The 16,367-nt window shown below is 42.0% G+C and carries 9 protein-coding genes and 2 rRNA genes (1 of these 11 cut by a window edge); 1 reads left to right on the top strand and 10 read right to left on the bottom strand.

The features are described 5' to 3' along the window. Window positions 1-19: 19 nt before the first annotated feature. From PZB74_RS09855 to PZB74_RS09820, 8 genes are all read right to left on the bottom strand, one after another. Entirely contained in the window at window positions 20-931 is a 912-nt protein-coding gene (locus PZB74_RS09855; protein ID WP_302242424.1) for a TIGR01777 family oxidoreductase, read from the bottom strand. A 218-nt stretch (window positions 932-1,149) separates the two neighbouring features. After that, window positions 1,150-3,957, bottom strand: coding sequence for a TonB-dependent receptor (locus PZB74_RS09850; protein ID WP_302242423.1), 2,808 nt, complete (start codon window positions 3,955-3,957; stop codon window positions 1,150-1,152). Window positions 3,958-4,096: 139 nt separating this feature from the next. Then, a complete protein-coding gene (locus PZB74_RS09845) occupies window positions 4,097-5,446 on the bottom strand; it encodes a beta-helix domain-containing protein (RefSeq protein ID WP_302242422.1) in 1,350 nt (449 codons plus the stop codon). Window positions 5,447-5,644: 198 nt separating this feature from the next. Then, window positions 5,645-6,634, bottom strand: coding sequence for an AAA family ATPase (locus tag PZB74_RS09840; protein WP_302242420.1), 990 nt, complete (start codon window positions 6,632-6,634; stop codon window positions 5,645-5,647). Window positions 6,635-6,660: 26 nt separating this feature from the next. Beyond that, window positions 6,661-7,611: a polyprenyl-phosphate transporter gene (locus PZB74_RS09835; RefSeq protein ID WP_302242419.1), complete on the bottom strand. Its 951-nt coding sequence runs from the start codon at window positions 7,609-7,611 to the stop codon at window positions 6,661-6,663. Window positions 7,612-7,671: 60 nt separating this feature from the next. Continuing rightward, window positions 7,672-8,436, bottom strand: coding sequence for a phosphosulfolactate synthase (locus tag PZB74_RS09830; RefSeq protein ID WP_302242418.1), 765 nt, complete (start codon window positions 8,434-8,436; stop codon window positions 7,672-7,674). A gap of 10 nt (window positions 8,437-8,446) precedes the next feature. Next, window positions 8,447-9,844, bottom strand: a complete 1,398-nt coding sequence (locus PZB74_RS09825) for a tetratricopeptide repeat protein (protein ID WP_302242417.1) — start codon at window positions 9,842-9,844, stop codon at window positions 8,447-8,449. A gap of 143 nt (window positions 9,845-9,987) precedes the next feature. Next, window positions 9,988-10,956: an SDR family NAD(P)-dependent oxidoreductase gene (locus PZB74_RS09820; protein WP_302242416.1), complete on the bottom strand. Its 969-nt coding sequence runs from the start codon at window positions 10,954-10,956 to the stop codon at window positions 9,988-9,990. A gap of 147 nt (window positions 10,957-11,103) precedes the next feature. Here PZB74_RS09820 and PZB74_RS09815 point away from each other — a divergent pair, with 147 nt between their 5' ends. Next, entirely contained in the window at window positions 11,104-12,930 is a 1,827-nt protein-coding gene (locus PZB74_RS09815) for an ABC transporter ATP-binding protein (RefSeq protein ID WP_302242415.1), read from the top strand. A 556-nt stretch (window positions 12,931-13,486) separates the two neighbouring features. Here the strand turns inward: PZB74_RS09815 and rrf are convergent. Both rrf and PZB74_RS09805 read right to left on the bottom strand, forming a co-directional pair. Then, window positions 13,487-13,595 (bottom strand): 5S ribosomal RNA (gene rrf, locus PZB74_RS09810). A gap of 94 nt (window positions 13,596-13,689) precedes the next feature. Beyond that, a 23S ribosomal RNA gene (locus PZB74_RS09805) occupies window positions 13,690-16,367 on the bottom strand (it continues 211 nt past the right edge of the window).

Genomic DNA, 16,367 nt, shown 5'->3' with positions numbered 1-16,367 from the left:
TACCGCTTTCCATAACCATTTATTTGAGTAAATCCTGTAAGGCGGGCTCTATACTTTTGTACTGAAAATCAAAGCCTTTATTAGCTATTTTCTTACCAGATACACGGTTTCCTCCTAACACAATTGATGCCATTTCTCCAAAAGCCAGCTTAATAGCAAATGCTGGTACGTTAGGCATAAAGAGAGGTTTATGTAATATTTTAGCGGCGCTTTGCGTCAGTTTTTCGTTAGTAACAGGCCGGGGAGCCACTGCATTATATACTCCTTCTATATCTTCATTTTCCAACGCATAGATAAACATACGGCACAGGTCGTCAATATGAATCCAGCTCATAAACTGTTGGCCACTGCCCAAAGGTGATCCTACTCCCATCTTTACCGGCTGTACTATCTTGGGTAAGGCTCCACCTTCCATACTTAAAACCACACCTATTCTAAGTTTGCTAGTACGTATGTTCAGCCTCTTGACCTCATCTACAGAAGCTTCCCATTTTTTAACGACTTCTGCCAGAAAATCATCCCCTTTAGGGCTACTTTCATATACTTCTGCACCGCCAGTATCAGAACCATAAATACCTATAGCTGAAGCAGATACAAAAGACTTCACCTTATGTTCACCCAGCTGAGATAATGCATTATGCAGTAGTTTTGTAGACTCTGTTCTGCTGGAAAGAATCACTTTTTTTCGCTGCTCTGTCCAGCGTTTATCAGCTACCCCTGCTCCGGCAAGGTGTATAATATGGTCTGCATTTTTGACTGCTTCAGGGTCAATTTCCTGCTTTTGAATATCCCATACATAGGTAGTAACAGATGATTTACTACTGGCAGAGCGGCTCAGGTGGCTTACACTGTATCCTTTGTCCATGAGCATTTTGGTAAGGCGACTACCTAACATACCGCTGCCCCCGCTTATTAAAACATTTTTACTCATACTTTCTATTTTATCTACTTGTAAACCTGTACACACCTGTCATGTTTACCCTAAAATTGTTCGTTCTTTAAGCAGTAAAGGTTGCTATTCCTTTCTTCATCCTTTTTATAATAAACGCAAATGTCATCTTTTATTTACATCTTCCTGTACTGCAGTCTAGGGGTATGGTCAAAAAAAAAGCGGCATCAAGGCCGCTTTTACTGTTGTTATCTCACAAATTAGAATCGGTACGAATATTTTACTGAGAATGTTCTTCCTGGACGGAATACAGAGAAGTATTGCTCTTCGGCTTCGTATGACTTAAATACATTCTCCTGGTCGTCGTCCAGAATGTTGGTGATTCCTACGGTTACTCTTGAGTTTCCTTCTACCCCAAAATCTTTGTATGCATTCAGGTTTAAGCTATTAAAAGGCTTAGTGTAAACATCTGGTACTCTACCAGAACCTACAATATTTAAGGTCTCACCCTGTACATTGTACGCTAGGTTAATGTTCAGATCACCACCTTCATTAACGTAATTAAGGTAAGCATTAATCAGGAAGGGAGACTGGCCAGCCATAGGGCGAGTATCATCCAGTTCTTCCCCATCTCTAAGAAACTGCTGACGTAGCTCGTAGTCTGAGGTTCCGTTGTTGTTTACAATAACTGACTTAAGGTCAACAGATGAACGTACGAAAGATGCATTGGTACCTACTGAAAGGTTGGTAAGGGTAGGTGCGATGAACTCCAGATTCTTTCTTACTTCTAGCTCAACTCCTACAATATTACTTTCGCCAGCGTTTCTAGGCTTAAGTTCATCCGGTCTTACGTCAAATGAGGTAAGCTCAATATGTCCGTTAAAGTGCTTGTAAAAACCAGACACCGAAACCATTTCGCTAGGAGTGTAAAAGTATTCCCAACGAATATCCGCATTGTTAATGTGAGTTTGCTCCAGATCTATGTTACCTACAAAAGTTCTACCTGAAATGGGATCAAAAATCTGAGCGACAGACTTCTCTTTAAATGTTGGTCTGGCTAAAGTTCTGCTGTAAGACATGCGCAGGTTCATATTCTCTATGATGTTGTACACCATGTTTACAGAAGGCATGAAGTCCAGTTCATCTAATGTCTTTTCATCATCATAAAACACTGTACCCTGATTGTTCTGTCCCGTGTAGAACATATCTGCTTTCTCTACCCTTACGCCATAAATCGCTTTTAGCTGATCGCTAATCTGTTGCTCTGTCATTACGTAAGCACCAAAAACAGACATGCGAGAGTCAAAAGAGTTTGCCGGCTGATAGTTACCTATAGCATAGGTTCCTTCTTCTTCTTCGGGAGTCCAAATGTTTTCTTCTCTGAAAAAATCATCAGGGTCAATAGATACGTTAGAAGGGTCTGTCACTCTGAAGTTATAAGAAAGTACTTCAAAGTCTCTGCTTTTCAACGTTCCTATACCTCCAAACTTAAACTTTGAGCTTTCGCCATAAGGTACTGTTAAATCTACTTTAAAGCTTTCGTTCCACTCGTTTAGATCTCTCCAGAAACGGTTGATACCAGCACCATCTCCTACACGTAAGGTAGTGTCGCCTTGAGATACTGAGATAGCTGTAGAGCGGAAGTCAGGATCATAAATTTTTGAGTAAGTAAGCACATTACGCCATTCCAGATCAATACCTTTCAGACGATGCTTACCTACGATTATACCGGTTGTAAGTGAACGTTGTGTATATGTCAGGATATCTTGAAGAAGAGTAGCACCTGTCTGATCAAAGTCAGAAAACACACGGTCAGAAGCCTGGCTTTGTCCATTTTGGCTTCTAAGTAAGCTTAACGAAAAGTTGTGGTTATCAAACTTTAAAGCACCAGAAAGTAATGCGCTCCACAATACGTTTTGCTGTCCAAGTACCCCTGAACGTTGAGAGAAGCGCTGAAGCTGATTTACTTCAGAATTATTGCTCTTAAGGAAGTCTCCAAAGAAGACATTGTCAAAGTAAGTAAACTCATTTTTGTAATTAAGAACGGCATTATAACCGATCGTAGAGTTTCCTTTATTTACTTGGTTACCGTGTGAAAAAGACAGGCTGGAGTTGAAGAAAGTGGAACGTGGCTGGGCAGCCATTGTCTTTCCAAAGCTACGTGTAATGGACTCCAGACGAGGATCATCCAGTGCTTCGTCGGGGATATTGGTATTTTTGTCAAAGGGTAGCTCGCGCGTACCATCGTCCATGCCAAGATAGTCGAGATTACCTCCTTTATAGAGCGTAAAATCGTCATTGAAGTTCATCTCAGGGTTAAAGCCAAGGCCTACAGAAAAGCTGGTAGCTTTCTCTTCGGGAAACTCTTTAGTTTCCACATTTACTATACCACCAGAAAAGTCTCCTACTAAATCAGGAGTAAATGTTTTGTAAACTATTACGTTTTCTACCGTACTGGTTGGGAAGAGGTCAATCTGAACAGAGTTATTATCTGGATCCAGACCGGGAATGCTCATTTCGTTCAGGGTAGTTCTGGTGTAGCGGTCGCCAAGTCCACGCACATATACGTATTTGCCCTGCTGTACTGAAACTCCAGTTACTCTTTTCATGGCAGAACCTAAGTCGCTATCTCCTACCTTACGAAAAGTCTGAGAAGAGATACCATCCATCAGGTTTGCAGATTTTCTTTGTAGGGTTAGTAAGGCAGTTTCAGTATCACGAGCCTGCTCTGCAGTAATTACTACCCCTTCAAGTTCTGTTACATCAGTAGACAGACTTATATCCATGGTAGTGGTTTCGTCTGCTTTGATTTCTATATCACTTACTGTTGTGGGTTGGTAAGAGACAAACTGAAACAGTACTGAGTGGGTACCTGGGTCTAGTTTCAGAGAGTAGTTACCATTAAAGTCTGCCACTGCGCCTTTATCTGTACCTGGTACAGATACGGTAGCCCCTATAAGCGCTTCACCCGTTTCGGCATCTATAATTTTTCCTCTAAGAAAACCTTGCTGTGCATATGCAGTAAGCCCAGTAAGGACAAGCGACAGAAATAATATTGTTTTTTTCATGTTCATTGTAGATTGAACGTATGCAGATTGATTTTCTCCGAAGGGAGATTTTAGGCTTTACTTAGCCTTTATGGACGATTGATATTAATGAAAGGAAAAGCAAGCCCTACCAGAGGGCTTACTTAAGAAATGATCTATATTAGTTTAAACCACCTTTGATAGATGTGATGGTCCAGTTATCAAATACTGATAGGTCAGCACCAACAGTTGCGCTTCCAACTTCTCTGGTGTTGCCGTAAGTATCGTCAGCTAATACTGCATCTACTGCATCTTGCTGACCATCTTTGATTTCGCAAGTAGGAGCATCGTCCGCATCAGATACTTTAGAAGCAGTATATACCTCTACCAATACGTCTTCAGCAGAAGCATTAGCGAAAGCACTGTTTTTAATTACTAAAGTAGGGCTGTCAGCGATGTAATTGTTATAAGAATCACCTTTGATGTCTCCGCAGAAATCTTCGTAGCTAGTTCTCAACTTGATGTATGCATCATCTGCATATCCGCTAAAGTATACATTTTCTATAGTACCCTGAGCTTTAGACTTGATGTCAGCTGCAGAACCTTCAGCAGAAGATCCCATGATAGTACCATTGATAAGTGTAAATAGACCGTCAGTGTATGTAGAGCCTTCCGGTCCGTCAATTTCAAGTCCTTCGTCAGTACCCACACCATCGCCATGGATTACCGCAAAGTTGTTTACAGTACCGCTGTAGTTCTGGTCAATGTCTACACCGTCATCTCCCTGCCAGTAAACTAGGGCATTTTTTACATCCACACTACCACCGAAGAACTCAATACCATCATCTAGAGTAGCATAAACTTCTACGTTTTCAATAACAGTACCTGAACCTACACCACCCAGGGTTAGACCATTGATCTCGTTACCATCACCAATTAGAATACCACCATGGCGGATAGATACATACTTAAGAACACCTGAGTCGTCCTCTTCATTGTCTCCGCCATACAGACCATAGCCAGCATCAGCAGGCAGACCTTCAATAGCAGCTTCTGTATCACCCTTTTCAGCTGAGATAGGAGCTCTTCCTAAGATGATAAGGCCACCCCATTTTTCGTTGTCAGTTTCGTCAAGGTTAGTCCCTGCTTTCTCTCCGATAGCGATGTTATCTAATACTGAAGTAAAAATGATAGGGTTATCAGCAGTACCTTCAGCCATAATTTTACCACCACGAGCTACTACAAGTGCAGAGGCACTGGCTTCAGAACCTTCCTGGCCTTTAATGATAGTACCAGGCTCAATTTCTAGCGTAACGTTTTCGGTTACTACAACTTTGCCATTTAGCTCATATATTTTATCACTTGTCCAAGTTTCGTTAGCTGTAATCTCTCCACTCTTTTCTACTGTAGTACTAGTAGAATCTCCACCATTACCATTATCAGGAGATGGATCATCATCATCCTCACAAGATGTTAGAAAAAGTGATCCGCCCAGGAGGGCCATCATCAATGTCAATGTTAGTTTTTTCATAAGAGAATTTTGTAGTGTTTCTTGCTAAAAATTACACCTGCAAAATTCACAAACTAGTATTAACCTATCGCGACCGTAATGTTAACAAATGGTTAAGGATGAGAAAAGCGTGTTAATTTAATGTTAACGATATTAACAAGAAAGCCCCTGATTTACAGAGGCTTAAGCTTTATTAATATGGAGTTGACGAATATTAAACTACCTATTGATAGGTACTTTATGCAGAATTTTTTTAATGATATCTGATGTACTTACGCCATCTGCTTCTGCCTCGTAGTTTAACAAGATTCTATGATTAAAGACATCGTGAGCTACTTCCTTAATATCTTCCGGAAGTACATAATCACGTTCATCAAAGTAGGCGATAGCTTTAGCAGCTACATTAAGGTTAATACTAGCCCTTGGTGATGCACCAAACTGAATATAGTTTGCGATTTCGCCCATTTGGTACTGCTCTGGAAAGCGAGTCGCAAAGACCAGCTCAATAATGTATTTTTCCAATGAGTCGGAGATAGTAACCGCATTAATTTCATCGCGGATCGCAAAAATATCTTCTTTGGTAAGTACAGATTGCAGATCTCCCTTGAAAGACATGTTGGACATGCGTCGCATGACTTCCAGCTCGTTTTCTTTGCTGGGGTAATCCACATGTACTTTCATCATGAAACGGTCTACCTGAGCTTCAGGAAGTGGATATGTACCTTCCTGCTCTACCGGGTTTTGGGTTGCCAGAACTAAAAATGGACGGTCCAGCTGATACGTAGTTTCTCCGATAGTAACCTGCTTTTCCTGCATAGACTCCAGCAATGCAGACTGTACCTTGGCAGGAGAACGGTTTACCTCATCTGCAAGTATCAGGTTAGCAAATATAGGCCCCTTTTTTACTTCAAAATTTGCCTTTTGCTGGTTGTATATCATTGTACCTATCAGGTCAGCTGGCAAAAGATCAGGAGTAAATTGTATGCGCTGAAAATTAAGATGCAATACCTTGGCCAGTGTGTTGACGGTTAGGGTTTTGGCTAGTCCAGGAACCCCCTCCAACAGTATATGTCCTTGTGTAAACAGACCGATTAACAGTCGGTTTACCATATACTCCTGCCCTACCACTACTTTCTTTACTTCGGTAAAGACCTGTTGAATTTTATCTCTGTGTTCTTGCTTTGATGCTTCGTCGGTAACTTTATCCATTGTTTAAAAAGGTAGTTTTATCTTGTTTATGATGCAGAAGTAATCTTACGACTTCTGCGAGTCGCAAATTGTTCTAAAAAGACTACAATGCCAATGCCCAGCAGCATAAATACCGCAGCCTGCCAAATGTGAGGCTCCAAGCCGGTAGCTTCCAAATACTCTGTGGGCCATATGTTTTTTGTGATAAAAGGAACTTCTTCTCCTTTGCTATTGATACGAGTCTGCATTACTTCTTTCCAGGGCCATATCTTATTGAGTGAGCCAATCATAAAGCCTGCAAGAAGAGCGACTGCCACATCATGAAACTTGTGTAGCAACCAGGAAATAACTCTTGCGAAGCTCAAAATGCCCACTATACAGCCTAATCCAAATAAAGCTATGACGCCAAAATCTCTTTCGTTAACAGCCTCTAATATGTAGGCATACTTTCCGAGTATGAGCAGAATGAAACTTCCAGAAATACCGGGTAGAATCATAGCACAAATGGCTACTGCCCCGGAGAGAAAGATAAACCAGCTAGCAGTGGGAGTTTCTGCCGGGGTGGCCAATGTTATAAAATAAGCAATGCCTATACCCATTATACCAGCAATAATAGCCCCAACACTCCATTTGCCAATTTCACGAGATACAGATATCGCCGCAATAATTACTAAGCCAAAGAAGAACGACCACAACTGTATAGGGTACTCTTCCAGAAAAAGATGAATGAGTTTAGCCAGAGTGATAATGCTTAGGGCAATGCCCGCGAATAGCGTTATTAAGAAATTGCCATTAATGTGCTTCCAAAAATCTTTAAACTTGAACTTAATCAGTAACTGAACGGCTTCAAGGTTAAATGACTTGATAGCATCTAGTAATGTGCCATAGATGCCAGTTATAAAAGCGATTGTACCTCCTGAAACACCGGGCACTACATCGGCCCCTCCCATCGCTACACCTTTGAAAAAAAGTTGTATGTAATTTCTAAATTTTTGCATGGCTATTAGGGCATGAGATGAATACATACTCCTACGCTAAGTACGCAGGAGCATATATGTTTATTTCTGATTCAGAAAATGATTAAAGGTATCGCCTCTAAGCCCTAAGCGAATGGTTTCTAAAGGTATTACTTCATTTGGAGCTATATTTCCCAGATTTACATTAGCTCCCAGGAGTTTGATAAACCACACCTGTTGTTCTTTCTGAGGAGCTTCCCAAATGATACTTTCAAAAGGAATTTTGGTAAGTATTTCTTCTACCAGGCCAGATCGTACTTCGCCGCTAGAGCGAAAAAGCCCTACATTGCCGCCTTCTCGGGCTTCGCCTATTACCTTCCACGCGCCGGCGTCAAGTTCGGCCTGCATCAGTTCTATCCATTTGTAAGGGGGCATTATTTTAGCCGCATCTTTAGAACCTACCTCTGAAAGTACTGTAACCTGTTCTGCCAGTTTACTGATATACTCACACTTTTGATCGTGCTTCATATCTATTGAGCCATCGGATACTTCGGCAAATGACATACCGTATTTGTCTAAAATTTTGCGGTAGTCTTCAAACTGATTTCTGATTACAAAGGCCTCAAATAATGTGCCTCCGAAATAGACAGGTATATTAGCACTGTGGTAAAGCTCTATCTTATCTTGTAGATTAGGGGTCACAAAAGAGGTAGCCCACCCAAGCTTAACAATATCAACATAACCACCGGCTACACTTATAAAATCCTCAACTTCTCTTAGGCTTAGCCCTTTATCCATCGCCATCGTATAGCCGTATACCCTAGGCTTTTGTGTACGCTCAGGCACCTGACTTAGCGTGTAATTCATCAAAAAAGATTTATTTTCTGTACTGATCTATAATTTTAAACAATGCTTTTTGAGTTTCTAACTTTGGAAAAAACTCATACAGAATCTCGTGTCTGTCAAAATCCAAAGTTAAAGCATTTTCCAGAAAATTAAATGCTTCGCGAAATTTACCCGCACAAATAAGGTAGGCAGCTGCATAATAATACAAATCTACCTCCTCTGGTACTTCATCTAAACCGTCCATCATCAGCTCCAGCGCCTTTTCATAGTCGCCCTGCTCATAATATACATAAGACCAGTCTAGCCATACCTGAGCACTTTCAGGGTCTATTAGGCTCGCTTCCTGATAGGCATCCAGGCAAGAAACCATGTTACCTACCTGATACTCCGCTTCAGCGAGAGTTTGCCAGTACTTAGCGTTATCGCCATTTATTTTAATTGCTTTGTTAAGAAAGTGTACAGCTTCCAGCCATTTCTGCTGCTTGCTTAGCGAAACTCCAATGCCAAACCAGGCCTCATCGTACATTTCGTCCAACCCGCTTGCTTTCTGATAATATTTAATTGCTTTATCGTACTGCTCAAGCTTCTCATAAGCACCGCCCAGGTAGCAGTAAGTCTCTGGGCTTGGTCCTTCTATTTTATAAGTTTGTACATAGGCATCTACTGCTCTCTGATATTCTTTAAGGTTCATCAGCGCATTGCCCAAATTAAAGTAAGCAGAAGAAAACTGATCGTCTATTGCAATAGCGTACTCATACGCCTGCACGGCCTTCCCATATTCATTCAGCTTATTGTAAACGATTCCCATATTATACCAGGCATGCTGCGAGAATGGGTCTTCATTGATAAAACGCTCATAGTACCCCAGGCTATCTTCCAGTTCGCCGGTCATATCCAGGCAGAAAGCCAGTTCATACATAGCATCCTCATGATGAATATTCTGTTCTATAGCGTTTTTATAACAGTTGATGGCTTTACCATATTCAGCAATGTTCTGGTAGGCCAGCCCCATGTTATAGTAGATTTCATCTTTCTCCGCGCTAAAACTAAGAAGGTGTTCAAATTCATGAATAGCATCCTGATGTCTGCCCGAATAGGTAAGTATGTTGCCTCTTAGCATTAGTATTTCCGGGTCATTTGGCTGAAGGTTAGAGGCTTTATCCAAAGCATCCAGCGCTTTGTCATAGTCCTCCAGATTGCTGTGTACTTGGGCTGTTTGCGTTAACAATTCAGAAGAATATGGATACTGTTCAATACCCATACGACATACTTCTAAAGCTTTTATATTATCATCCTCCTGGACATAATGTTCAATAAGGTCAATGTAAACATTCAAGTCAAAAAACTGCGTGGCATTGTTTTGCTTTTGCTCCTCGAACCACGCTGCCAGTTGATCGCCGTCCTCTCTTCTTTTATAGTTTTCTCCCATACATCTTGACATTCATGTTGTTACTGAAAAATAATCACCTGCAAGACTTCTTCTTTCAGTTGATCCGCTCTAAATATATATAATACTTCAACCATCACCAACAGTTCAATAGTTCTTTAAAACCGGCAAAGAACGCGGTATTTTTAGGATTGCAACTGCTGGCAACACCAGTGAAGGGTATCTTCAAAATCTCTAAATTTAAAGTTTAATACCTGTTTGATTTTAGAATTATCATACGTATGTTGATTCTTTGAGACTTGCTCTAATTCGTCTGTTACAATAGGAACATTACCTGTTAATTTAGTCCGAACCTTATCCAGCATGATAGCCAATTTGATCATGAGTCCTTTAACTTTGACGTTTGGAGGCCTTTTTTCAAATTTATCTGCGATGGCATCAAACAGTTCTTTGTAAGTTGTACTACCAGCGCTTACGATAAAACGTTCCCCTTTTAGCGGTGAAGAAAGTAACTGTACTGCCGCCTTGGCTACATCTCTAACATCTACATAATTAACCATACCATTTGTATAGAATCTGTTTTCTTCCCAGATATACTTAAAAACCTGAGTACTGCTTTTGTCCCAATCTCCCGGCCCTAAAACTAGTGAGGGGTTAAGAACCACAGTATTTAAACCCTCTGCCCACCCTCTCCATACTTCTAGCTCAGCCTGATGTTTACTTCTGGCATAGGAGGTATGTTTGTCTCCTTCGGTCCACTGGGTTTCTTCTGTACTAATAGGCGATAGCTTATCTTTACCTATAGAAGCAACAGAGCTAATGTGTACAAACCTTTTTATTCCACGCTGTAAAGATGCGTTTACCAGATTAGCTGTACTGTCAACATTCACACGCTTCATCAGCTCCTCATGCTTACTATCGTAAGATACCATGGCAGCACAATGGATAACTTCTTCCGCCTCTTCCAGATATTCGTGTAGCTCGCTAACATTTAACAAATCTCCTTCTACCCATTCTATCTGTTTTTCAATTTCTTTTACCAATTGCAGATCGGAGTTCTTTCTTTTTAAAGCTTTTACTTTATATCCCTGCGTTAATAATTTTCTGCATATAAAACTGCCAATTAAACCAGTGGCCCCCGTAACAAACACCATAATAAAATATTTCCTTGTTTAATAAGTCTAACAAATATACAGTTTAGCTTACAATTTCTTTAGTTTGATCATGTGTGAGTCTGTACTCCAACTATAAGCTATGAGTATTTACTTTTTGTTGATATTCCTAATATTTGACTTAAGTCTATGACAGATAACAATACGGCTAATAAAACAGCCTACTCTTCCGAAAAAAAAGTTAAGCTGAATAAAAGAAGCTTTCAATCCTTATTAGGTATTTACAAATTTATTATTCCTTATAAGTGGCAGTTTATCGTTGGTATTTTAAGCCTTGTATTCTCAAGTCTCTCTTTACTTACTTTTCCTCTTGCTTCGGGCGAACTAATAGATGTAGCTTCTGGAAATAGTTCCTGGATTAGTGAGAGTATAAATACCATAGCTCTGATTTTGCTCGCTGTCTTTTTTATACAAAGCATATTCTCGTTTGTAAGGGTTTACTTTTTTGCTCAGGTTAATGAAAAATCTATGGCAGACGTTCGTCTTGCTCTTTACAGTAAGCTTATGTCTTTACCCATGACTTTCTATGACCAACATCGTACTGGCGAACTAATCAGTCGCATAACCTCTGATGTATCTTTGTTACAAAGTACTTTTTCCACCACATTGGCTGAGTTATTAAGGCAAATGGCTACCCTGCTTATTGGCGTTGTTGTCATAAGTTTTATGGCTCCTCAACTTACTGCTTTCATGCTAGCTACCTTTCCCGTACTAGTCATACTGGCTGTGCTGTTTGGCAAAAAGATCCGAAAATTGTCAAAAACCACACAGGATCAACTTGCAGATACCAATATCATTGTAGAAGAAACACTCCAGGCTATACAGGCCGTAAAATCATTTACCAGCGAGCTCTTTGAGATTAAAAAATACAATGCCTCTCTTACTGCTGTAGTGGGTACTGCTCTAAAAGCCGCAGTTTACCGAGGACTATTTATCTCTTTTGTCATTTTTGCCTTATTTGGCGGAATTGTGGCTGTTATATGGTATGGTGCTTCTCTTGTAGAAGCTGGAACACTCACTGTAGGTGAATTAATTTCTTTTGTGCTTTACACCACCCTTATAGGAGGATCTATCGCAGGTCTTGGTGATTTATATGGTCAGGTTCAAAAAGCAGTTGGTGCCTCTGAAAGAGTGCTTGCTATTTTGAGTAAGCAGGAAGAGCTCGACCCTACTCAATATTATCGTGGCAAAAATCAATTAAACATTAAAGGTCAGATTGAATTTAAGAACGTTGACTTTTCTTATCCTACGCGCAATGATATTCAGGTACTAAACAAGATTAACTTTACAATTAACAGAGGAGAAAAGATTGCACTTGTTGGACATAGTGGAGCAGGTAAATCTACAATTACTCAACTGTTACTACGCTATTACAATGTCGACCAGGGAGAAATATTATTAGATAAGCAGAACATTAATAAATATGATTTGCTGGCTTATCGTCATCATGTAGGTATTGTTCCTCAGGAAGTCATATTATTTGGTGGGTCAATTCGTGAAAACATTATGTATGGTAGACCTGGAGCTAGTTTTGAGGAAATTCAAGAAGCTGCCGAGAAAGCAAATGCCAAATCATTTATAGAGACTTTTCCTGAAGGCTTTGATACTTTAGTAGGAGAAAGAGGTGTCAAATTATCTGGAGGTCAAAGACAAAGAATTGCTATTGCTCGTGCTATTTTAAAAAATCCAGAAATTTTAATTTTAGATGAGGCTACCAGTTCTCTTGATGCAGAATCTGAAAATCTGGTGCAGCAGGCTCTAGATCGTTTGATGGAGAACCGAACTACGATTATCATTGCACATCGCCTGGCAACAATTAAGAAAGTTGATCAAATTTATGTATTAAAAAGCGGACAAATAGTAGAACAGGGTACGCATGATGAACTTAACCAACTAGAGGGGGACTATAGTAATTTGGTAAAGCTCCAACTACAAAGCGCCGGACATTTAGCCTAAAACAAGTTGACTTCCTTATAAATTTTTGCTTTTACATTAATAGTTAAATTGGAGCTAATCTTTTTTACTACAATTAAGTCCTTTGGAGCTGCTTCATTTGTGCCTGTTACATAGGTTTGACGACCTATAACCTCATATTTTTTATACTAAAAAGGCCTATCCCTATGCTTTCATGATTAGCTTTTACCTTTCAATACTATACAAATTTTCATCATGCAATGTTGAGTTAAGACCAAAGGATACCAAAGTTATCAAAAGCTCATGATCTAATATCTACCTTCCTGTTGTAAAATCAATGAGTAAAGATGATAGTATACCACCGTAGGATTTTATAGGGCATTGTCTTATGCGTTTAATTTGATTGAGGGATACGGTGTAAGCTTTGGTATATGGATGGGGGGAAAGAGTTGAGTAAGTTAGAAGAGGACTTAATTTAGAAGATGGGTTAGACTGAAGGTAGTGGGGTAGGAGTAGGGGAATGGCGAGTGATAGGCTGTATGGGAAGGCAAAGGGCAAAAAAAAGCCTTGCAAGACAAAGCTCACAAGGCTAATTATAGAAAGGCGGCGACCTACTCTCCCGCGGATAGCAGTACCATTGGCGCTGCCGGGCTTAACTTCTCTGTTCGGAATGGGAAGAGGTGATCCCCGGCGCTAAAGCCACCCTAAGATCTTGGGTGTGTTGAGCGAACTCAACTGACTACCACTAATATTGTTGACATGAAACGTGTAAGAGAGAGGTAAACTTAAGTAAAGATCTGCATAAGAAAGACTATTGGGTAATTAGTATGGCTCAGCTACATATATTTCTATACTTCTACCTGCCACCTATCAACGTGATCGTCTCTCACGACCCTCAAGGAAAGCCTCATCTTGAAGAAGGTTTCGCGCTTAGATGCTTTCAGCGCTTATCCTTTCCGAACGTAGCTACCCGGCGGTGCAGTAGACACCACAACCGGCACACCAGCGGTTCGTCCAACCCGGTCCTCTCGTACTAAGGTCAGAACTTCTCAAGCTTTCTACGCCCACCACAGATAGGGACCGAACTGTCTCACGACGTTCTGAACCCAGCTCGCGTGCCACTTTAATGGGCGAACAGCCCAACCCTTGGGACCTTCTCCAGCCCCAGGATGTGACGAGCCGACATCGAGGTGCCAAACCTCCCCGTCGATGTGAGCTCTTGGGGGAGATCAGCCTGTTATCCCCAGAGTACCTTTTATCCTTTGAGCGATGGCCCTTCCATGCGGAACCACCGGATCACTATACCCGACTTTCGTCCCTGCTCGACTTGTAGGTCTCACAGTCAAGCGCCCTTATGCTATTGCACTCCACATGCCGTTACCGACGGCATTGAGGGCACCTTGGGAAGCCTCCGTTACTTTTTAGGAGGCGACCACCCCAGTCAAACTACCCACCACACACTGTCCCCGTTAGGGTTAGGCACTAGATAAAAGAAGGGCGGTATTTCAAGGTTGTCTCCACGATGCCTAGCGACACCGCTTCCTAGACTCCCGCCTATCCTACACATCTTTTACCCAATGTCAATGTGAAGCTATAGTAAAGGTTCATGGGGTCTTTCCGTCCCGTGGCGGGTATCCGGCATCTTCACCGGAACTACAATTTCACCGAGCGCGTGGCTGAGACAGTGCCCAGATCGTTGCACCATTCGTGCAGGTCGGAACTTACCCGACAAGGAATTTCGCTACCTTAGGACCGTTATAGTTACGGCCGCCGTTTACTGGGGCTTCGGTTCAATGCTTTGGGTTACCCCTAACATCCCCCCTTAACCTTCCAGCACCGGGCAGGTGTCAGGCCTTATACTTCATCTTTCGATTTTGCAAAGCCATGTGTTTTTGTTAAACAGTCGCCTGGGCCTATTCACTGCGGCTTCTCTACCAAAGTAGAGGAAGCGTCCCTTCTCCCGAAGTTACAGGACCATTTTGCCTAGTTCCTTAGCCACGTCTCACTCGAGCACCTTAGAGTTCTCCTCCCGGCTACCTGTGTCGGTTTACGGTACGGGTAGCTTATTACTAAACGCTTAGAGGTTTTTCTTGGAAGTATGATTACGACTACTATCCGCTTGGCCGTAGCCTCGCGGTACTATCACCTTTCAGCACTCTCGGCGGATTTGCCTACCAAAAGTATACCTACGGGCTTCAACGCACTATTCCGTCAGTGCGCGAGTCTGTCACTGCTCCGTCACCCCATCACTATAATAAGCCAGTACGGGAATATTAACCCGTTGTCCATCGGATTGAGCTTTCGCCTACTCCTTAGGTCCCGACTAACCCTGATCCGATTAGCGTTGATCAGGAAACCTGAGCCTTTCGGTGTGCGGGTTTCTCACCCGCATTATCGTTACTTATGCCTACATTTGCTTTTCTATGCAGTCCACTATGCCTTACAGCACAGCTTCGGCCTCCATAGAATGCTCCCCTACCACAGATTAAATCTATCCATAGCTTCGGTGATATACTTGATGCCCGTGTATTATCGATGCCCCGTCGCTCGACCAGTGAGCTGTTACGCACTCTTTAAATGATAGCTGCTTCCAAGCTAACATCCTGGCTGTCTATGCAACGAAACCGCCTTAGTTCAACTTAGTATATACTTAGGGACCTTAGCTGATGGTCTGGGTTCTTTCCCTCTCGGACTCGGACCTTAGCACCCAAGCCCTCACTGCTAGGTATATCTGACAGCATTCGGAGTTCATCAGGATTTGGTAGGATGTGACTCCCCCTAGTCCTATTGGTAGCTCTACCTCTGTCAGACTCAACCCTAACGCTGCTCCTAAAAGCATTTCGGGGAGTACGAGCTATTTCCCAGTTTGATTGGCCTTTCACCCCTACCCACAGTTCATCCAAAAACTTTTCAACGTTTACTGGTTCGGGCCTCCATGACGTGTTACCGTCACTTCACCCTGACCATGGGTAGATCACTAGGTTTCGCGTCTACAACCCCTGACTATACGCCCTATTCAGACTCGCTTTCGCTTCGGCTATTCGGCTCTAACCGCTTGGCCTTGCCAGAGATCGTAACTCGTAGGCTCATTATGCAAAAGGCACGCCGTCACCCCACTAAAGGGCTCCGACCGCTTGTAAGCGTATGGTTTCAGGTTCTATTTCACCCCGTTATTCACGGTACTTTTCACCTTTCCCTCACGGTACTAGTTCACTATCGGTCTCTCAGTAGTATTTAGCCTTACCAGATGGTGCTGGTAGATTCAAACGGGATTTCTCCGGTCCCGCCTTACTCAGGATACTCGCTAATATCAATTACTTACCTTTACGGGACTATCACCCCCTATGGTGGATCTTTCCAGATCGCTTCAAGTTCATGCCTGATATCGTATGCAAGTCCTACAACCCCGGCATAGCCGTAACTATACCGGTTTGGGCTCTTCCCGCCTCGCTCGCCACTACTACGGGAATCATTACTTA

The organism is Porifericola rhodea (assembly GCF_030506305.1).
GTDB lineage: Bacteria > Bacteroidota > Bacteroidia > Cytophagales > Cyclobacteriaceae > Catalinimonas > Catalinimonas rhodea.
The sequence above is the reverse complement of the archived record's forward strand: the minus strand, read 5'-3'. Positions and strand labels throughout refer to the sequence as shown.

Bases quoted from the DNA above. Each gene is read 5' to 3' on its own strand.
- PZB74_RS09855 (WP_302242424.1), bottom strand. From the start codon at position 931: ATGAGTAAAAATGTTTTAATAAGCGGGGGCAGCGGTATGTTAGGTAGT.
- PZB74_RS09850 (WP_302242423.1), bottom strand. From the start codon at position 3,957: ATGAAAAAAACAATATTATTTCTGTCGCTTGTCCTTACTGGGCTTACT.
- PZB74_RS09845 (WP_302242422.1), bottom strand. From the start codon at position 5,446: ATGAAAAAACTAACATTGACATTGATGATGGCCCTCCTGGGCGGATCA.
- PZB74_RS09840 (WP_302242420.1), bottom strand. From the start codon at position 6,634: ATGGATAAAGTTACCGACGAAGCATCAAAGCAAGAACACAGAGATAAA.
- PZB74_RS09835 (WP_302242419.1), bottom strand. From the start codon at position 7,611: ATGCAAAAATTTAGAAATTACATACAACTTTTTTTCAAAGGTGTAGCG.
- PZB74_RS09830 (WP_302242418.1), bottom strand. From the start codon at position 8,436: ATGAATTACACGCTAAGTCAGGTGCCTGAGCGTACACAAAAGCCTAGG.
- PZB74_RS09825 (WP_302242417.1), bottom strand. From the start codon at position 9,844: ATGGGAGAAAACTATAAAAGAAGAGAGGACGGCGATCAACTGGCAGCG.
- PZB74_RS09820 (WP_302242416.1), bottom strand. From the start codon at position 10,956: ATGGTGTTTGTTACGGGGGCCACTGGTTTAATTGGCAGTTTTATATGC.
- PZB74_RS09815 (WP_302242415.1), top strand. From the start codon at position 11,104: ATGACAGATAACAATACGGCTAATAAAACAGCCTACTCTTCCGAAAAA.